General features: G+C 58.2%; 20 protein-coding genes. 14 read left to right on the forward strand and 6 right to left on the reverse strand.

Going from position 1 to position 19,108, the window contains the following annotated elements; translation table 11 throughout:
• Window positions 1-114 precede the first annotated feature (114 nt).
• Window positions 115-705, forward strand: a complete 591-nt coding sequence (locus tag QWI16_RS04240) for a midcut-by-XrtH protein (protein ID WP_302711507.1) — start codon at window positions 115-117, stop codon at window positions 703-705.
• Window positions 706-818: 113 nt separating this feature from the next.
• Here the strand turns inward: QWI16_RS04240 and QWI16_RS04245 are convergent, their stop codons facing one another.
• Genes QWI16_RS04245 through QWI16_RS04255 form a run of 3 tightly spaced genes read right to left on the reverse strand, consistent with a single transcriptional unit; the run spans window position 819 to window position 3,461 of the window.
• Window positions 819-1,526, reverse strand: a complete 708-nt coding sequence (locus tag QWI16_RS04245) for a LytR/AlgR family response regulator transcription factor (RefSeq protein ID WP_302711508.1) — start codon at window positions 1,524-1,526, stop codon at window positions 819-821.
• Complete coding sequence (locus QWI16_RS04250; protein WP_302711509.1) at window positions 1,523-2,563, reverse strand: sensor histidine kinase; 1,041 nt, start codon at window positions 2,561-2,563, stop codon at window positions 1,523-1,525. The genes QWI16_RS04245 and QWI16_RS04250 overlap by 4 nt, the downstream gene beginning before the upstream one ends.
• A gap of 28 nt (window positions 2,564-2,591) precedes the next feature.
• Complete coding sequence (locus QWI16_RS04255; RefSeq protein WP_302711510.1) at window positions 2,592-3,461, reverse strand: alpha/beta fold hydrolase; 870 nt, start codon at window positions 3,459-3,461, stop codon at window positions 2,592-2,594.
• 182 nt (window positions 3,462-3,643) lie between these two features.
• On the opposite strand from QWI16_RS04255, the gene ridA reads away from it, so the two are divergent.
• The gene (gene ridA, locus QWI16_RS04260) at window positions 3,644-4,033 is read left to right on the forward strand and encodes a deaminase RidA (RefSeq protein WP_302711511.1); all 390 of its coding nucleotides are present in this window, start codon (window positions 3,644-3,646) and stop codon (window positions 4,031-4,033) included.
• Here ridA and QWI16_RS04265 read toward each other — a convergent pair.
• On the reverse strand, window positions 4,014-4,853 hold the full coding sequence (locus QWI16_RS04265; RefSeq protein WP_302711513.1) for an SDR family oxidoreductase: 840 nt from the start codon (window positions 4,851-4,853) through the stop codon (window positions 4,014-4,016). The two genes, ridA and QWI16_RS04265, sit on opposite strands and share 20 nt — an antisense overlap.
• Before the next feature lie 44 nt (window positions 4,854-4,897).
• On the opposite strand from QWI16_RS04265, the gene QWI16_RS04270 reads away from it, so the two are divergent.
• From QWI16_RS04270 to QWI16_RS04280, 3 genes are all read left to right on the forward strand, one after another.
• Entirely contained in the window at window positions 4,898-5,833 is a 936-nt protein-coding gene (locus QWI16_RS04270; RefSeq protein ID WP_302711514.1) for a hydrogen peroxide-inducible genes activator, read from the forward strand.
• 4 nt (window positions 5,834-5,837) lie between these two features.
• Entirely contained in the window at window positions 5,838-7,925 is a 2,088-nt protein-coding gene (gene recG, locus QWI16_RS04275) for an ATP-dependent DNA helicase RecG (RefSeq protein ID WP_302711515.1), read from the forward strand.
• Between the two features lie 181 nt (window positions 7,926-8,106).
• Window positions 8,107-9,507, forward strand: a complete 1,401-nt coding sequence (locus QWI16_RS04280) for an HDOD domain-containing protein (protein WP_302711516.1) — start codon at window positions 8,107-8,109, stop codon at window positions 9,505-9,507.
• Window positions 9,508-9,577: 70 nt separating this feature from the next.
• Here the strand turns inward: QWI16_RS04280 and QWI16_RS04285 are convergent, their stop codons facing one another.
• Both QWI16_RS04285 and QWI16_RS04290 read right to left on the reverse strand, forming a co-directional pair.
• A complete protein-coding gene (locus QWI16_RS04285; RefSeq protein WP_302711517.1) occupies window positions 9,578-10,825 on the reverse strand; it encodes a dicarboxylate/amino acid:cation symporter in 1,248 nt (415 codons plus the stop codon).
• Window positions 10,822-11,109, reverse strand: coding sequence for an HU family DNA-binding protein (locus tag QWI16_RS04290; protein WP_302711518.1), 288 nt, complete (start codon window positions 11,107-11,109; stop codon window positions 10,822-10,824). The genes QWI16_RS04285 and QWI16_RS04290 overlap by 4 nt, the downstream gene beginning before the upstream one ends.
• Window positions 11,110-11,259: 150 nt before the next feature.
• Between QWI16_RS04290 and QWI16_RS04295 the strand changes: the two genes are divergently transcribed.
• The 9 genes from QWI16_RS04295 (at window position 11,260) to QWI16_RS04335 (ending at window position 19,038) form a co-directional block, all read left to right on the forward strand.
• Window positions 11,260-11,841, forward strand: coding sequence for a chorismate--pyruvate lyase family protein (locus QWI16_RS04295; protein WP_302711520.1), 582 nt, complete (start codon window positions 11,260-11,262; stop codon window positions 11,839-11,841).
• 5 nt (window positions 11,842-11,846) lie between these two features.
• Window positions 11,847-12,719 carry a 4-hydroxybenzoate octaprenyltransferase gene (gene ubiA / locus QWI16_RS04300; protein ID WP_302711521.1) on the forward strand — a complete coding sequence of 291 codons (873 nt, stop codon included), beginning with the start codon at window positions 11,847-11,849 and terminating at the stop codon, window positions 12,717-12,719.
• Between the two features lie 182 nt (window positions 12,720-12,901).
• Window positions 12,902-13,597 (forward strand): phosphate regulon transcriptional regulator PhoB, encoded by a 696-nt coding sequence (gene phoB / locus QWI16_RS04305; protein WP_302711522.1) that lies wholly within the window; start codon window positions 12,902-12,904, stop codon window positions 13,595-13,597.
• A gap of 63 nt (window positions 13,598-13,660) precedes the next feature.
• Window positions 13,661-14,965 (forward strand): phosphate regulon sensor histidine kinase PhoR, encoded by a 1,305-nt coding sequence (gene phoR / locus QWI16_RS04310; RefSeq protein ID WP_302711523.1) that lies wholly within the window; start codon window positions 13,661-13,663, stop codon window positions 14,963-14,965.
• A gap of 47 nt (window positions 14,966-15,012) precedes the next feature.
• On the forward strand, window positions 15,013-15,990 hold the full coding sequence (locus tag QWI16_RS04315) for a cellulase family glycosylhydrolase (protein ID WP_302711524.1): 978 nt from the start codon (window positions 15,013-15,015) through the stop codon (window positions 15,988-15,990).
• Window positions 15,991-16,017: 27 nt separating this feature from the next.
• Window positions 16,018-16,296 carry a dihydrouridine synthase gene (locus tag QWI16_RS04320; RefSeq protein WP_302711525.1) on the forward strand — a complete coding sequence of 93 codons (279 nt, stop codon included), beginning with the start codon at window positions 16,018-16,020 and terminating at the stop codon, window positions 16,294-16,296.
• Between the two features lie 9 nt (window positions 16,297-16,305).
• Window positions 16,306-16,728, forward strand: coding sequence for a hypothetical protein (locus QWI16_RS04325; RefSeq protein ID WP_302711526.1), 423 nt, complete (start codon window positions 16,306-16,308; stop codon window positions 16,726-16,728).
• A gap of 9 nt (window positions 16,729-16,737) precedes the next feature.
• Window positions 16,738-18,528, forward strand: coding sequence for a DUF885 domain-containing protein (locus QWI16_RS04330; protein WP_302711527.1), 1,791 nt, complete (start codon window positions 16,738-16,740; stop codon window positions 18,526-18,528).
• Between the two features lie 57 nt (window positions 18,529-18,585).
• Window positions 18,586-19,038 (forward strand): hypothetical protein, encoded by a 453-nt coding sequence (locus QWI16_RS04335; RefSeq protein WP_302711528.1) that lies wholly within the window; start codon window positions 18,586-18,588, stop codon window positions 19,036-19,038.
• Window positions 19,039-19,108 lie beyond the last annotated feature (70 nt).

The following is a 19,108-nucleotide window of genomic DNA, read 5'->3' on the forward strand; positions in this document are numbered from 1 at the left end:
TGACACAGAGCCCTGAAAGGCAATCTGACGCGAACAAAACGCTGGCATATTGGCAGGCGTTATGGAAATATGGGACATACATCACAAAACCTCACCGCCATAGACGGAGATTTTATGACTGCTACCAACCGAAAAGTAAGGATTCTACTGGCCTCACTCTCCCTGCTCGTGCTCGCGCCCTTTACCGTTGCACAAGGAGTAGGCAGCGGCGGCTTCGAGGCCGCTGCCTTACCTGCGACCAGCACAATAGGCCTCTCTGTCGCCGTTATAATTCTGTCTATTGCCGCTTTTTGTGTGCTGCGCAAACGCAACTTCGCAGCGGCACTGGTGGGCCCGACCCTGGTACTGGCCGGCGCCACGGCAATAGTGGCCAGCCCAGAGTTACGGGCGCAAATGGGCCTGCAGCAGTTTACCAACCCCAATGGCGAATACATCAGCGTCGAATCGCAGTTTGCGGCAGGCATACCGGTTTTTGAATTCACCAACGTCTCAGGTCAGCCCCTAAAAATTGTCCGTGTACAGGAAGCCAGCCCCCAGGCTTGCCTGGATTTTGTCCTGGCCCCAGGCAAGCCCCAAACTGAAGCCCTAAAAGGTGATATGCGTCTGCAAGACGCGGGGTTTCCCGACTGCATGGTCGGCGAGACACTTGAGAACGGTGCCACCTGCCGGGTCGACTTTTATCTGTTCTGCACGGGGTATACTTGATAACGACATTGGTGCAGAAGCCGCTAGGATTTGCCCATTACTTCGCCACCTCAGGCCAATCAAACTCTTAAGAAATTTGCCCGTCTCCAATAAATCGGGGGTGGGCCTTTCAGCTATAGACTTTTTAGCGCTCTAAACGCCAGGCTCTGGCGCCGGGACATTTCCACCGCAATGCCCGAGCGTAGTCGGGCCTCAATATTACCGTTTACCGCCGTCTCAATGTCGAGAATATGATCGAGATTGACAATAAACTGGCGACTGGCGCGAAAGAAGTATTGCTCCGGCAATCGGGCTTCCAACTGATTGAGTGAGCGCCGAATCAAGGGTTTGTGGCCGTCAAAATACACGCGGCTGTAGTTGCCGATGGATTCAAACGCCGATATGTCCTGCAAGCGCACAAACCAGCAGCGCTCGTCTTCCCTGAGAAAGACCTTTTCAGACAAGGCCAAAGGCGCCGCGGCATCCGGCTGCTCGCGCTCAAGGTTCAGTTTGCTTAACGCTTGAGACAAGCGGGCCGGGTCTACGGGCTTGAGCAGGTAATCAAGAGCGCTCGCCTCAAAAGCGCGCAGGGCGTACTGGTCGTAGGCGGTAACAAAAATCACCTCCGGGCCGGGACCGAGCTCCTCTAGCAGCTCAAAACCGTTCTTGCCGGGCATTTGAATATCGAGAAATAACAACTCCGGCGCGAGCGCCTGAATCTGCTCAAGGGCTTGATGAGCGTTCTCAGCCTCACCAACAATTTCAATCTGCGGGTGCTGGGCCAACAGAGACCGGAGCTCGTTGCGGGCGAGGCGCTCATCATCAACAATGAGTGCTCTCACGCTCGCTCCACCCGTATCACCGCCTCCACCCGCTGCTCGTCTGCCTGTCTGAGCTCGACGCCCGAGCGCTCGCCAAAAGCCATATGCAACCTCTCCCGGGTGTTTTTTAACCCTAAACCATTGCCGTCTCCGGGCGCTAAGCGCCCGGGGTTTTCAATATGGATCACTAGTGCCCGCTCCTCGCGGCGCGCCCTGATGCTGAGCATGCCGCCCGCCGGGTGCTGGCTGATACCGTGCTTGATGGCGTTTTCTACCAAAGTCTGCAGGCTCATGGGCAGTACCGGCTCTTGCAGCAGATCGGCGGCAATATCAATCTGATATTCCAGGCGCTGCTCAAAGCGCACTTTTTCAATTGCCAGGTAGGCTTGAACGCTTTCAAGCTCCTGCCCAAGAGAGACCGTGGCCGATTGCGGATCGCTCAAGGCGTGGCGCAAAAGGCCAGCCAATTGCGTCACCATTTCCCGGGCACGCGCAGGGTTTTCGTTGATCATAGCACGCACGCTGTTGAGCGAATTGAATAAGAAATGCGGGTTCATTTGCCATTTTAAATTTTGCAGCTGGGACTCTTTTAGCGAGAGTTCCAGCTTGAGCTTTTCCATGGCTTCGCGCTTGCGCGCTAGCAACATTTTGCTGGCGAAGTACACCATGCTCCACAAACTGAGGGCAACAAAATAGTAGTAGTACCAGAAAACAGCTGCAGGCTTGCTCATGCTATCCCAGTCGTAGAGTTTGAGCATCCCCATGTGTAAAACAAATACAATCAGCGCCTCCCACAAGGCGGTCGCTATCGCCACACAGATCAACGCGCGGGCAATCAACAGTGCCATGCGCTCTAGCTTAAACCAGCGGGTGCGGTAGCACTGACGCAACAAATGCGAACAGAGAAAACCCGCCGCCCCGATAAAGCCGCCGTTAAAGACCACGGCCATATCAAACGGCAGATACATGGCCGAAAAAAGCACGTGCATCGCGGAAAAAAACAGCCAGCCAATCAGTTGCAGGGCGTAGTACAGCCGGCTGTCAATGTGCGCTCTCATAGGCATGTATTGCTTCGTGTCTCTTTGGTTAATGTAAAAAGCCGTCCACTTTTTCCATTGTCCACTGCGGATCGTCGAGCATAATAAAGTGCCGGGCCTGTTCATGCATAACGATCTCAACCTCCGGCAAATGCTCGTACTGCATACTAAACTGCGCCTTTACTGAATCGATGGTACCACCAAAGTTTTTTGCCGAGTACCAACTGCCGAGCACCAATGTCGGCACCTCTATGCGCGCCAGATCATCGCGCAGGTCGGTGGTGAACATGGTGTACATGGACTGCGCCGTCATCGCCGGGTCCGACGCCACACCCCAGCCGGTGATTCTGCGTGCATCCTCTTCAGAGGTAACAAGTCCCGGTACACTGCCTTGGTAATACTGGCGGCGCCCCTCAACCGAGGCACTGGCAATGCCTTGCGTTTGCTGGCGGGCCAAGGGCTCCATGGACGCCTCGGTCGCTGCGGGGTTGAAGATCAAAGGGAAGAACGGCAGGCTATCCACAATCACAAGTTTACCCACAGACTTCGGCGCATCACTGGCCACCCAGAGCGACAAAAAGCCGCCGAGGCTGTGTCCCACCAGCACGGGTTTGTTCAGTTGCTTGTCTTTGAGGTAGGCCATGAGTCCATTCTTTACTGCCTCAAGGGACGGCTCCGCGGTCATTGGCTCGCCGGCAAACCCCTTGAGGGTCAGTGTGTGGGTTTGATAGCGGCCTCGGTAATGCGCCTCCACCTCGGCCCAGACCTCGCCAGGGGTATTCAAACCCGGAATCAATACCATGGGCGGCCCCTCACCCCGCACCTCGGCGACAAACCCATAGTCCTCTGCCTGGCTGCTTGCCGCGATGCAGATCGCCAAGCCAAGAGTGAGCATTACGGTCATTTTTAAACCTTTCATGGAGAAACTCCTTCGCTGTGAATGACATCAACAGCCTAAGAGCAACTCGCTGTAGTAAGGGTGAAAAAGGGATCAGCGGCGCGAGCACGCCATAAGCGGTATGCGTGTGATCAACGGCGCGCGACTTGGCCGAGAGAAACTCCGGGTTTATACTCGGTGGTTTTTTCATCGACGGATTTATCATGCCCAACAAAGCAGTCATACACACCGACAAGGCGCCCCAGGCGATAGGCACCTACTCTCAGGCCGTTAAAGTCAACGGCACGGTTTATCTTTCCGGTCAGATCCCGCTGGATCCGGACACCATGGAAATGGTCACCGGGGGCTTTGCCGCCGAGGCCGATCAGGTTTTTAAGAACTTGGCGGCGGTCTGCGAAGAAGCGGGCGGCAGTTTGAAAGACATCGTCAAGCTCAATATTTACCTGACCGACCTTGGCAACTTTCCCGTCGTTAACGAAGTCATGGCGCGTTACTTCAACGAGCCCTATCCCGCGCGCGCCGCTATTGGCATTAGCCAGCTGCCCAAGGGCGCTCAGGTTGAGGCCGACGGCATTATGGTGACCGCTGGATAAGCTCGGCAAACCCCTCCGTAAAACTCTCATAACGTAGTCGATAACCGGTAGAGAGCATTCGCCGGTTGTCGATGCGCTTATTCAAATCACCGTCCGCATCGCCAGGCGGCGGCTCTGCCACCCCCAGTGCCCCAGCCAGCCAGCGCACCACCTGTGCCTTGGTCGGCGATTCACCGTCGCTGACCAGGTATAGTGGCGCCACTGGTCCGACCTCGGTCAACAGGTAAGCGATAAATCCTGCGGCATCCTCTGCGTGAATCCGGTTGGTATAGGCTTGGCTGGCGCGCGCCCGAGCGCTTCTGACGCTGTCGAGCAAACGGTCGCGCCCCGGCCCGTAGATACCGGCCAGGCGCAGCACCGTCAGCGGGAGACCGGCATCGGCTAGCAGCGCCTCGGCCTCAAGAATACGCCGGCCGTTAAATTTGCTGGGCAGAGCCTCTGCCTGCTCATCAATCCATTCGCCGTGGTTTTGTCCATACACTGAGGTACTGCTCACCATGACCACCTTCTTCGGTGCGGGACTCGCCGCCAATGCCTGCACCAGCGCCCGACAAGGCGCCAGATAGCCGCGCTCATACCCCTCATCGGTGCGCGCTGTGGGCGTCGGGGTCATAACGATGTAGTCGTAGCCGCTCGCCAGTATTTGTTGCAATGCCGAGGCATCTGCCGCATCGGCACTGACGTAGGTTAAGCCCTCGTGAGGCGTATGAGGCGGGTGTCGCCTGAGGCCGGTGACCTGCACTGAGCTATCGTTGAGATGATGGGCCAGACGGCGACCCAGGTCACCACAGCCGATTACTAATAGTTTTTCGCTATCCATTTTGCTAGATTGTTACCTTTCATAAACTCGAGACGCTGCTTTCCATGACTCTGACAGAATTGCGCTACATCGTCACCCTCGCCCAGGAACAGCACTTTGGCCGCGCCGCCGAGCGCTGCTTTGTCAGCCAGCCAACGCTGAGTATTGCCGTAAAAAAGCTGGAAGAAGAGCTGGGTGTGGCGCTGTTTGAGCGCTCCAAGTCGCGAGTGTCCGCCACGCCTCTGGGAGAGAAGATCGTCGCTCAGGCAAACCTGGTGCTCGAGCAAACCGCCGCCATCAAGGACATTGCCAACGAGGGTAAGGATCAACTGTCGAGCCCGCTAAGCATCGGTGCGATTTTTACCATTGGCCCCTATCTTTTGCCTTACTTTATCCCAGAGCTGCAAAAAGAGGCCAGCGCCATGCCCCTGTACGTGGAGGAGGGCTATACGGCGACCTTGCGCACCAAGCTGCGCAAGGGCGAGCTCGATGTGATTATCGTCGCCCTGCCATTCACCGAGGCCGATGTGGTCACCCAGCCGCTCTACGAAGAGCCTTTTGTAGTGCTGATGCGCAAGGATCATCCGCTGGCCGCATCCAAGGCCATTGATCCGGCCGCCCTAGATGAAGAGGAAGTACTGCTGCTCGGGGAGGGCCACTGCTTCCGCGACCAGGTGCTGGAAACTTGCCCCAATCTTAAGCCCTCCATTGAAGGGAGCAACGGCAAGGTGCGCACCGCCGCCGAAGGCAGCTCACTGGAAACCCTGCGCCACATGGTGGCCTCGGGTCTGGGCATCACTATATTGCCGGTCTCCGCCGCCAGTATGACCGGCTACAGCGAGGACGTTCTGGTCACCCGGCCCTTTTCCGGCCACGGCCCCAAACGCACAGTCGCACTCGCCTGGCGCGCGAGCTTCCCGCGCTTCAAAGCCGTGGATGCGCTGAGGGGAGCCATACGCCGCTGTCAGCACGACAACCCGTTGATCTCACTGATTCGCTGATCCTGTGCCGCCCGCGAGCCTGCCCCTCGCCACCCGCCCGATAACCACCCTCAAGGGCGTGGGGCCGGCGCTCGCCGAAAAACTCGCCCGTCTCGGCATTCTCACCGTGCAGCAGCTGCTCTTCCACCTGCCGAGCCGCTATCTTGACCGCACTCGGGTACAGCCCATTGGCGGCCTGCAGCCGGGCGTCAGTGCGGTGATTGAAGCTGATATACGGGCCGCCGACGTGGTCTACGGACGGCGCCGCTCGCTGGTGTGCCGCGTGCAAGACACCACCGGCACCCTAACCCTGCGATTTTTCCACTTTTCGGCCGCGCAGAAGCAGCGGCTCAGCGCTGGCAGCCGCGTGCGCTGTTTTGGCGAGGCGCGGCGCGGCGGCTCGGGGCTGGAGATGATCCATCCGGAATACGAGTATCTGGATGGCGATTCGGTCAAACCACTGGCTGGGACTCTCACCCCCCATTACCCGACAACCGATGGTTTGACTCAGCCGCGACTGCGAACGTTGATGAGCGAGGCGTTAACGCTTTTGAGCGTTCAACCCATCGACGAGCTCTTACCGGCGCAGGTGCGCCAGTCGCTCGATCAAATTCCGCTGGCCGAGGCGCTAAAACTTCTGCACCAGCCGCCGGCCGATGTGAATCTGCAGCAGCTCGCCGAGGGGGTTCACCCTTTTCAGCAGCGCCTGGCTTTTGAAGAGCTGCTCGCCCACCAGTTGAGCATGCTGCAATTTCGCCAGCGCATAAGACGCCAGCGCGCACCGACTTTGCAGCGTGACAACCGATTGAGCGAGCGCTTTTTGCAACAGCTGGCCTTCGAGTTAACCGCTGCTCAAGCGCGCGTCGATGGCGAAATTGCCACCGACCTCGCACGCCCCGAGCCCATGCTTCGGCTGGTTCAGGGCGATGTAGGTTCGGGCAAGACCGTCGTTGCGGCGCTGGCGGCGCTCAACGCGGTCGCCGCCGGCAAGCAGGTCGCCGTCATGGCGCCTACGGAAATTCTCGCGGAACAACACCGCATCAACTTCAGCGACTGGCTGGCGCCCCTGGGCGTCGCAACCTGCTTTCTCAGCGGCCGGCTGAAAGCGCGGGAAAAGCGCGAGGCGCTCGCCGCCATCGCCTCGGGTGAAGCTCAGGTAGTAATCGGCACTCACGCGCTGTTTCAGCCGGAGGTGGCCTTTGACGATTTGGCTCTGGCGATCATTGACGAGCAGCACCGCTTTGGTGTGCACCAGCGCCTGGCATTGGGGGAGAAGGCGAGGTCCGGCTTCACCCCGCACCAATTGATCATGACTGCCACCCCCATACCGCGCACTCTGGCCATGAGTGCCTATGCCGATCTGGACTGCTCGGTCATTGACGAGTTACCGCCGGGGCGCACCCCCGTCGCTACCGCCGTGGTCTCGGACCAGCGGCGCGAAGAGGTCGTGGAGCGGGTCAGGGCGGCCTGTGCCCAGGGTCGTCAGGCCTACTGGGTGTGCACGCTGATTGAAGAGTCGGAGGCGCTGGAAGCCCAGGCGGCCGAAGCAACGGCGCAACTGCTCAGCGAACAACTGCCGGGGCTAAATGTGGCCTTGGTTCACGGGCGGCTCAAGAACGCCGAGAAAGAGGCGGTTATGACGGCCTTCAAAACCGGGGAGGCCGACCTGCTGGTGGCCACCACAGTGATCGAGGTGGGCGTCGATGTGCCCAACGCCAGCCTGATGATCATTGAAAACCCCGAGCGCCTCGGCTTGTCGCAACTTCATCAGCTGCGCGGCCGGGTAGGGCGTGGCGCCTCGGCGAGCCACTGCGTGTTGCTCTATGGCTCTCCCCTGTCCAACCACAGTAAACAGCGGCTGCGGGTCATGCGCGAGAGTACCGATGGTTTTTACATCGCCGAGCAAGACCTTGAGCTGCGCGGTCCGGGTGAGGTGTTGGGCACCCGCCAGACCGGACAAATGGAGTTTCGCATCGCTGAGCTGGCTCGCGATGCCCACCTGCTACCCAGCGTGCGACGGGCCGCCGAGTACATGCTCTCACACCATAAAGAGCACTCGGCAGCGGTGGTTGAACGCTGGCTGGGCGGACGCGAACGCTACCTTGGCGCATGAGACGACGTTTATCTGAAAAACATGCACTCGGTCACATCCCGCGTAGAATTGACGCCTATAAAACACTATATTTACTGCTACTCTGCATAAGGGTCCGTCCGGTTTGCTTCTACACTTTCTATAGGATGGAAAGAAAAAACGACGGCCCGCGCAGAGCCCGCAAGATCACAGGAGACACACAGTGCCAGTACCCACCAGCGTAGAAACGCTGCTCAGCAGCCAGAATATTCACTATGACATCGCCGCCACGCCCCTGGGCAGTGATGACCGCTTGGTATGGCACGACCAACATTTGCGCAACGTCGGCGCCGCCCGCTCCATACTTTTACAAGACGAGATCGGCCGCGTGCAGGTCGTGATTGCCGCCAACAGCCTGCTGGACGTGGCGGCCGTCAATCGCCACCTCAACCGGGACTTGCGCGCCGCCGGCGAGCAGGAGCTCAAACAGTTCTGCGAAGCCAATCAGTTTCACTCGGTGCCGGCCCTGCCTCAGGTGGCAGGGTTGCTGACGCTGGTAGACAACCAGCTGCTGGAAAAAGACGACCTGCTGCTCGACTCGGGCGATGAAGAACAACTGATTCGCGTGCACGGCACGGAGTTTCAGCAGACCTTAAAAGATGCCATTGTCTGCGAGATATCCGTACCACTTGAGCCGCTGGAAACAGACCCAGGCAGCGCCGAGGACACCGCCCAAATCGAGGGCGCTATTCGCAACTTCACCCAACTTCGCATCAAGCAGCGGCTGGAAGAAACCCTGGAACTGCCGCCACTGTCGGATACCGCGCAGCGCATCATCAAGCTTCGGGTGGACCCCAATGCCGACATCTCCGACCTGGCACAAATCGTCGAAACAGACCCCAGCCTCGCGGCCCAGGTGGTCAGCTGGGCGGCGTCGCCCTATTACTCGGCACCGGGCAAAATCAAGTCTATCCACGACGCCATCGTTCGCGTACTGGGCTTTGATATGGTCCTCAACCTGGCACTGGGGCTAGCGCTCGGCAAAACCATCTCAATGCCCAAAAGTGGCCCCTGTGGCGAGCTGCCCTACTGGCAGCAAGCGGTGTATATGGCAGCCACCATTGAGGGGCTGGTAACCGCCATCCCCCGCGATTACCGCCCGAGCTTTGGCATGGCCTACCTGACAGGATTACTGCACAATTTCGGCGTCTTGATCATGGCAGAGGTCTTCCCGCCCCACTACGAGCAGTACTGCAAGCTCTGCGAAGCCAACCCACACACCACACCCCAGGCTATCGAGCGCCACATTCTCGGCGTTAACCGCGATCAGATTGCCGGCACACTGATGGAGCTCTGGTCCATGCCCGAAGAGGTGGTGGTGGGGCTGCGCCATCAGCAAAACCCCGCTTATCGCGGTGAGCACGCCATCTACGCCAAGCTGATTTACGTGGCCAAAGCGCTACTGCGCCAGCACGGCATAGGCCTGGGCCCAAAAGAAGCCGTGCCCGACGCCCTATTCGACGAGCTGCACCTGAAGCGGGACAAGGCGGAAGCGACCATAGCCAATATTATCGAATCAACCGACGAGCTGGAGCACATCGCCAACGCGCTCAACCCCGGCTGAAGGGGACTTTGATGGTAAATACCCAGTAAACCCGGCCAAGGCCGGGTTTATTTTTTATGAGCGGCGGATGTTAATCTGCGGCGAAGCGCTCACGATCAAGCAGAGATTCACTGTTGGCCACCACCGTAGTGACCGCTGCATCACCTGTGATGTTCACAGACGTACGCAGCATATCCAGTAGCCGGTCAACACCGATGATCAGGGCTATCCCCTCTTCAATCGGCAATCCCGCCTGCTGCAACACCATGGTCAGAGTCACCATACCCACACCGGGCACACCAGCGGTGCCAATGGAGGCCAGAGTGGCCGTCAATACCACCATGAGATAACCCGTAACACCCACATCAATACCATAGGCCTGGGCGATAAACACCGTCGCCACCCCCTGCATAATCGAGGTGCCGTCCATATTCACCGTCGCCCCCAGCGGCAAGGTAAAAGAGGCGACCTTATTATCCACCCCCAGCTTGTCTTTCACCGTACTCAGGGTAAAAGGCAGTGTGGCATTGCTGGACGCCGTGCTGAAACCGAACACCTGTACGGGGTACATTTTGCGAAAGAAGACAAAAGGATTCAGACCGGCAAACACCTTCAGCAACCCCGGATACACCACCAGGCACTGCAGCAGCAAAACGCCGATAACGGTAAAAAAGTAAAAGAGCAAATCTTCGAAGACCGCAAACCCCATAGTGGCAAAGAGTTTGGCCAGCAGGCAGAAAACACCGTAGGGCGCCAACTGAACCAACATCATGATCATTTTCATGACCACCTGGTTGAGGTTCTCAAAGAAATCCACCATGGGCCGGGCGCTGTCGCCACTGCGCGCAATGGCAATACCGAGCAAGACCGAGAAGATGATCACCTGCAACATATTGCCCTCGGCCATGGCCTTGACAGGATTGTCGGGAAAAATATTGACCAGTGTCTCCTTCACCGACAGGCCAACATCCACATCGGTACCCACGGGAGCCTTAAGCCCCAACTCAGAGCCCGGCCCAAGCAGGCTGGCCACGCCGATCGCCAGGGTGATGGCGATGGCGGTGGTCATTAAGTAAAGACCGATGGTTTTTATCGCCAGAGATCCCATTCTGGTGTGATTGCCCAAGGTGGCCGTACCGCAGACCAGCGAGACAAATACCAGTGGCACCACCAGTAGCTTGAGTGAGGCGACAAAAATGGTGCCCACCGCATCAAACACCCCCTGAACCAGAAAAACCTGAATCCAGCCGCTTGGGCTATCGCTGCTCATTAGGTTGAGCACCAGCCCCAGGGCGATACCCAGCACCATCGCGAGCAAAATACGCTTAGTCAGAGTCACAGTGCACCTCCGGCCAGGACAGCCTGGCGCAAAGCGGTGGCCGGGCGAAACCGGATGCCACGGCTGGCTGCCACTTCAATTCTCTGCCCTGTGCGCGGGTGATGCTGCCAGCGCGCACGGCGCTCGGTGACAACAAATGAACCCAGCCGCGCGAGCGTCAGGGAACCGCCGCGGCCCAGCGCTAAGGTCACCTGGGCTGTGAACTCTTCGATCACCGTATCGGCCTCGGCGAGGCTCAGGCCTGCCTGCTGAGCCACCAAAGCCACCAGCTCGGGTTTACGCATCTTGTTATACCTGTTGTTAACGCTTGGCAGCGGCCATTAAACCAAGGGCGCCGGAACGGGTAAAGCCGCGCAGTGCGCAATCGGCCCTTTCCCAAGGCGTCGGGCCTGTTAAAATGCGTCCAGCGTATACCCCGTCGGACAGAGGTTTTTTTGCCACCAGCTACCGCCACACCCATTCACTCCCCTTTTCTCAGGCGCGGATATGGCCTATGGCGCCCGGCCAATAAGGCTCAGGCGCTGCCCGGGCCTCTGAGAGGCTGGCTGCTCGACCCGGGCTCGCTGACGGCCAAACTGCGCCAGCTGAGCGGAGGACACCTGAGTGTACAGATTTTGCGGCAGGCTTGGGGCAGACCCCAATTAAGCGAAGCCCGTGAGTTGGGCGTGCCCACCTCACGCCGCTGCCTAATTCGCGAAGTGGTGCTGCGCGGCCCGGCCAATGAGGCCTGGGTGTTCGCCCGCAGCCTGTTTCCCGCCTCCAGCCTGACCGGCGAACTGCGTCATTTGCGGCAGCTGGATAATCGCCCCCTGGGAGGGTATCTTTTCAGCCATCCGGATTTGGGGCGCTCGCCCATGGCCATTGCCGAATTGGCATCGCCCTCTGTGGTGCCCGCAAAGTTGCAGAAGGGGCAAACCCTGTGGGGACGTCGCTCGGTCTTCACCCTGAAGGGCAAGCCACTGCTGGTCAGTGAAATTTTTTTGCCGACGTTTGCGCCCAACGACCAAGGACACTAACCGCTATGGCACAGCAGATCCCTGAAAAGCTTAAGCTCTACGCGCAGCTCACCCGCCTCAACCGGCCCATCGGCTGGCTCTTGGTACTCTGGCCCACGCTCTGGGGGCTATGGCTGGCCTCTGAGGGAGTGCCGAGGCTGGACCTTTTGCTGATCTACGCACTGGGCGCCATAGTGATGCGCTCGGCAGGCTGCGTGATCAACGACTACGCCGATCGCCACTTTGATGGTCACGTCAAGCGCACTCAAGACCGGCCGCTGGCCACAGGCAAAATCCACGTCAGCGAGGCCTGGGCTGTGTTTGCCACGCTGATTTTCCTGGCGTTTATTCTGGTGTTGCTCACCAACACTCTGACCTTGCTGCTGTCCCTTGGCGGGCTTGCCCTCGCCTGCAGCTACCCGTTTATGAAACGCTACACCCACCTGCCGCAGGTGGTGTTGGGAGCCGCTTTTGCCTGGGGTATTCCCATGGCGTTTGCCAGCGTGCGCAACGAGGTGCCGGCTGAGGCCTGGCTGATTTACTTTACGGTGCTACTCTGGACCGTGGTCTACGACACCTTCTACGCCATGGTCGACAGGGACGATGACGTGCGAATCGGCATCAAGTCCACCGCCGTGCTCTTTGGCGATCAGGACCGAGTCATCACCGCCACCTTACAAATACTCGTGGTCTTCGGTTTGGTAATGATAGGCCAGCGCTTCGAGCTCAACAGCGGCTATTACCTAGGCGTCGCGGTTGCGGCGGGGCTGTTCATTTACCAGCAACGGCTGATTCGGTATCGCCAACGAGGCCCGTGTTTTTCGGCATTCTTAAACAACAACTGGGTCGGTGTTGCGGTCTTTGCCGGGATCATCGTAGGAACGATCCAGCTCGGGTGACTGGCGCACACACGGAGAAATTCGGCGCCGAACTGTCATAAATATGCAACAATTAATACATTAAATACGCTTGCACGGGAGGAGCCCGGCGCGAGGTTTGCACCCATCCTCCACGCCACTGTGCCTTGCGCACCCCTCTTACTCCGATTTTCCGCACAATTGATGGATCACAGGCAGGCAATATGACAAGTCGCACCATCCTCATCGTTGACGACGAATCCGCCATTCGCGACATGCTGCGCATAGCGCTGGAAATGGCCGAGTACCGGTGTCTGGAAGCGAGCAACGCTCAAGATGCTCACGGCTTGATCATCGATGAAAAGCCCGACTTGATCCTGCTGGACTGGATGATGCCCGGCACCAGTGGCATCGAGCTGGCCCGCCGTTTGAAGCGCGATGAAGTCACCGCCAACATCCCGATCATCATGCTGACCGCCAAAGGCGAGGAAGACAACAAAATTCAAGGACTGGAGGTCGGCGCCGACGACTACATCACCAAGCCATTTTCTCCACGGGAACTAGTGGCGCGCCTGAAAGCGGTGCTGCGCCGGGCAGACCCTCAGTCGTCCAGCCAGCCCATCAAGGTGCAGGGCCTGTGCCTGGACCCGGCGAGCCACCGCGTGACCATCAACGACCGCGAGGTGGATATGGGCCCGACCGAATTCCGCCTGTTGCAGTTCTTCCTGACCCATCAGGAGCGCGCCTACACCCGAAGCCAATTGTTGGATCATGTCTGGGGTGGTAACGTTTATGTTGAAGAGCGCACCGTGGATGTTCATATTCGTCGACTGCGCAAAGCGCTGACGGTGGATCAACACGAGAATCTGGTGCAGACGGTGCGCGGCACCGGCTACCGCTTTTCTACCAAGGCCAGCTAAACTTAGCCTTGAGTCTGCGCAGCCGCACAGACTCCGGATTTCACTGGCCCCAAGGGTTCGATTTTGCTGCAGGGATTTCACGCCGAGTTAAAGCGTTTGGTAGTGGTGCTGACCATTGCCGTGGTCATTGGCCTTCTCATCGATCAACTCGCCTGGACGCTGATTCTGTTCGGTGCCTGGTATATCGGCTGGAATTTGTGGCAGATGCTGCGCCTGAACATTTGGCTGCAGGGCAAGCGCAAAAGCCAGCCCCCGGAGTCCTCCGGTCTGTGGGGCGAAGTCTTCGATGCGATCTACCACTTGCAGCGCCGCCAGAAACGCGAGAAAAAGAATCTGCAGGCGGTCATCAACCGTGTGCAGGAGACTACTTCCGCACTCAAGGACGGCGTCATCCTGCTGGACTGGCGCGGCCATCTGGACTGGTGGAACCCGGCCGCTCAGCGCTTGCTGGGGTTTTACAATTCCGACCAGGGCCAGTCGGTCATCAATTTCGTGCGCCACCCACGATTTGTCGACTACTTTGAAGCTGGCGACTATGTCGAGCCGCTGGATATCCCCTCACCGCGCTTCCCGGACAAACGGCTGCAGTTTCAAATTACCCGCTTCGGTAAGAACGAGCGCCTGATTGTGGTGCGCGACATCACTCAGATCTACCATCTGGAGCAGATGCGCAAGGACTTCGTTGCCAACGTCTCCCACGAGCTGCGCACCCCGCTGACGGTGATCAGCGGCTATCTGGAAACCATGGCGGACAACAACACCATACCCACCTGGGAAAAGCCGCTTGAGCAGATGCAGCAGCAATCCAAGCGTATGTCGCTGTTAATCAACGATTTAATCATGCTCTCCAAGCTCGAGACCGCCGATACCGGCTTTAATCAAAAACGCCTGCCACTCGTCCCTTTGCTGCAAAGCATCAAATCTGAGGCCATGGTGCTGGCCAGCGAAAAGCAGCAGACCATCACCCTCGACTGCGCGCCGGAGATCAGCGTCATCGGCAACGAGAAAGAATTGCACAGCGCCTTTTCCAACCTAGTGATCAATGCCGTCAAGTACACGCCCGAGGGGGGCAAGATTGCCATGCGCCTCTGGCGCAGCGGACCCCATGTGTACTTTTCGGTCACAGACAACGGCGTGGGCTTCGAGGCCAAACACATCCCCCACCTGACCGAGCGCTTCTACCGGGTCGACGCCAGCCGCAACAGTAAAACCGGCGGCACCGGCCTCGGCCTCGCCATCGTCAAGCACGTGCTGCTGCGCCACGACGCCGAACTGCAAATCAACTCGGAAGTGGGCAAGGGCAGCGTGTTCACTTGCATCTTTCCGGCAAACGACGGCCGCACTGGCCTGAGGCCAGCGGACAAGTAGACACACACGAGGTACACTAGGGGCTCAAGCGCGAGAGTAGAGTGTCTATGAGCTTCAAGGGTTTAATCCTGTCACTGCTGTTTCTGTCATCCATCGCCCGGGCCGAGACTGGCACCTTCACCGTCAAGGGGCGTTTTCTGTACGACAGCTGCAATGCCCCTGTGGTGCTTATGGGCCCAAACCGCATGGTCTACTGGCTCGATCGCACAGGCCTGTCCAGTTTTAGCGAAATTGCCAAAACCGGCTCCAATACGGTCCGTATCGTCTGGACCACCGAGGGTAAGCCCGAAGAGCTGGACACGGTTCTGAAAAACGCCCGCCGCTTTGAATTAATTCCCATTATTGAGTTGCACGATGCCACCGGCGACTGGTCCAAACTCAAGCAGCTGGTGGATTATTGGACGCGACCCGACATTGCCGCCACCATCGAAAAGCACCAGCGCTACACCATTGTTAATATCGGCAACGAGGTCGGCGACAAGGTGGCGCTGGAAGACTATGTCAAAGGCTACAGCCGAGCGATTACCCGCATGCGCGAAGCCGGTTACCAGACGCCACTGATGATCGATGCGCCCGGCTGGGGCAAAGACATAGACACGTTGCAGGCCGCTGGACCGGCACTGATAGCGGCTGACCCCAAACACAATATTCTGTTGTCAGTGCATATGTGGTGGCCTGCCATGTGGGGCTACACCCCGGAGCGAATACGCGCGGAAATTGAAGAGTCGGTCGAGGCGGGTCTGCCGCTGGTGATAGGCGAGTTCGGTAATCGCTGGGACGATACCGAGGGCGGCGCCATTGCCTATCGCGAGATCATCAAAACTGCCTTGGAACACAAGATTGGCTTTTTGCCTTGGTCCTGGGGACCAGGGAACAAGCCACAAAAGCATCTGGACATGAGCGAAGACGGCTCTGCCGCCGGCCTCACAGGCTGGGGTAGGGAGGTTATGCTGGACGAGTCCTATTCCATCGCCAACAATGCGGTGAAACCAGACTGGCAATGCCTTCTCGGCGCTGTCGAGTGAGCGCAGAGCGGACCGAACGAGTATTTTATGTCACTACCGGAAAATGAGCTGAGACCCGAAAAGCGTCGCAATGTCCTCAGACGCAGCTATGATAAGGTGCGGCAAAAATACACTCGCAAAATTCGCGACAAAGCCATTGAGCGGGCGAAGACGCGCATCTATCTGCACGGCAGAAAGCCCGAAGACTACGACGCCGAGATCTTAGAAACCATCGTTAAGGAAGAAGAAGACAAGATCATCAGCGAATACAAATCCCGCGGCATGGTGGCCCTGGTGGCGGCCCTCGGCCTAAGTTTGTTCCCGTAAGGTCTAACCGTGTTTCGTTTTCTTGCCAAATCGGCCCTCGCCACCGTCATCTGGAAGCGCTATCACCGGCCCATAGTCGCGACCTTATCGCTGCTCCTGGGGTATTTTTTGGTCTCGATGGTTCACGGCGACTATGTCGACTACAGTCGAGGCGCCGGCGATACCGCCCACCTCTGGCTGTCGTATCTCATTAAATGGCTGGCCTTGCTTGGCCTGACGCTGTTGTACTACATCTACATGCGAAGGGTGCTTGCACCCGCCGCTAAAACCGCGCCTCAAGCCAAGGCGCAGCGGCGGGAAAAGGCATCCACGCCACCCCCAGAGCAGACCGAACAAGCCACCGAGCAGCAAGACCCCTTTGCCCAGATACGCCGCAAAGACAAACTGACAAGCCGCGCCGATCTGGCCCTCAATAAGCACCGCCAACCTTAAGGACGCCCCATGGGACTCGCCCTGCCACGCCTTTGCCTGGCCCTGTTACTCATACCTCTAAGTGCTCTCGCCACCGATCGCCAAGCGCTGGAAAATGCCCGCGCCAGAGCGCTGTTTGAACGCGTTTTTGAAGAGCAGGTCTCTCTCAGCCCCATGTATCAAACCCATCTAGGGCGAAAAACCCACTACGGTGAGTGGGACGATATCAGCCCCGCCGCCGAAGAGCTGGAGCAGCGGCTCTACGCCGATCAGCTGCGCCGGGTCGAAGCACTGGATGCGGAATTGCTATCGGAAGAGAACCGCCTGAACCAGGCACTGCTCGCACGCGAACTACGCCAAAACCAGGCGCATTATCGCTGGCGCGATCACAGCTACCCGGTCAATCAGATGTTCGGCCTACACGCCGGTATCGCCTCGTTTCTGATCAACTCGCACCGCGTAGACAATCCGGCCGATGCCGAGGCCTACATCCAGCGGCTGCGCGGGGTCTCCGATCTGATCACCCAACTTATCGACAACCTGGAGCGCCGGGCGCAAAAGGGAGTTCTCGCTCCGGCCTTCGTCTACCCCTATGTCATCAGCGACAGCCGCAACCTGATTCAGGGGGCGCCTTTCACTCGGGAGGGCATAAGCCCGCTGATGGCAGATTTCACCCACAAGGTCTCCGCGCTTGAGCTGACCCCTGCTGAGCAGAAAAAGCTAGAGCACAGAGCCGCAGAGGCACTGCGAACAGAGCTGGAACCCGCCTACCAGACCCTGATCAGCAAGCTAGAGCAGTTGGCCTTGCGCGCCGACAACCGCGCCGGGGTCTGGAAGCTACCAAATGGCAACGCCTATTACCAGGCTCGCCTGCAAGCCATGACCACCACAGAGATGAGCGCCGAAGAAGTTCACCAGTTCGGTTTGAGTGAGGTTGCGCGTATCCACGATGAGATGCGCAACCTTATCGCCAACATTGGCTTTGAGGGCTCATTGGCCGCGTTTTTCGGTCACATCAAAGACGATCCAGCACTCTACTACCCGGATACCACTGCGGGGCGCAAGCGGTATTTGCAGGACACCCGCGAGATTATCGATGGCATGCGTCAGGCGCTGCCGCAGCTGTTTGGTCATTTGCCCGAGGCCGATCTGCACGTCAAAGCGGTCGAGCCCTTTCGAGAAAAATCCGCCGGCAAGGCGTTTTACCAAGCGCCCGCCGAGGACGGCTCCCGCCCCGGTATTTACTACGTCAACCTCCACGACCTCTCCGCCATGCCGCGCTACCAGATGGAAGCCTTGGCCTACCACGAGGCGCTGCCAGGTCACCACATGCAAATCGCTATTGCCCAGGAAATGGACGAGCTGCCCGCCTTTCGCCGCCACGGCCATTACACCGCCTACATTGAGGGTTGGGGGCTCTACGCCGAGCGGGTTCCCAAAGAGCTCGGTTTTTACCGGGACCCCTATTCGGACTTCGGGCGGCTGAGCTTTGAGCTCTGGCGCGCTATACGCCTGGTGGTGGATACCGGCATCCACCACTACCGCTGGAGCCGGGATGAGGCCATCACCTACTTTATCGATAACTCCCCCATGAACCAAGCGGATGCAACCCGGGAAGTGGAGCGCTACATCGTTATGCCCGGTCAAGCGACCAGCTACAAGATCGGACTGGAAAAAATCCTCCGACTGCGCGAGAAAGCGCGCGCGGAACTCGGAGGGAGATTTAAACTCAGAGAGTTCCACGACCAGGTGCTCTCCAGCGGCGCACTGCCTCTGGACATACTGGAACAATCCATTGACGACTGGATAGCATCGAAATAGACACTGCGAAAATGCTAGAATGCCAAGCTCGATAACCGCTAAAACGTATTTTCTTTTATGATCAATTCGCGATTACTGACCAAAATTGTATGTTTCTTGACTATTAGCCTCGCCTGCAGCCCGGCGTCTGCAAGCCTCAAGCAAATGGGCCTGGACTACCGCAGCCTGCTTTCGAATCATGTCATGCTGAGCGATATTAAAAAGCGTTGCGCTGACATTCAGATGCCTGAAGTAGCGAGTAAACCTTCTGTCGAAATCATGATGCAGCAAAAAGTTGGCATTGAAGCTTTCGCTAACTTAATGATAAACATCCAGAGGTCTGATTTAGAAGCCAGCGCACTGGCGACCATAGAAAAGCTTTTTACGCAGATTGACGGATGCGAAGACCCAAGACTTCAGGCAGCTCTGGGGCGCATCGCTGCGGTTCACTCAGAAGCATACCAACGACTAAAAGCAGAGCCCGCCCTGGTGAAACCCCAGAACGTGCCTGTCCCGATGCGCCGCAACTGAGTTGCGCTCGACGTTAAAACATTATTCGAAAAACGAAGCCTCCGGGTCATTAAGCCCGTGTGCTAAGCGG

It is taken from the genome of Gilvimarinus algae (assembly GCF_030518215.1).
Taxonomy (GTDB): domain Bacteria; phylum Pseudomonadota; class Gammaproteobacteria; order Pseudomonadales; family Cellvibrionaceae; genus Gilvimarinus; species Gilvimarinus algae.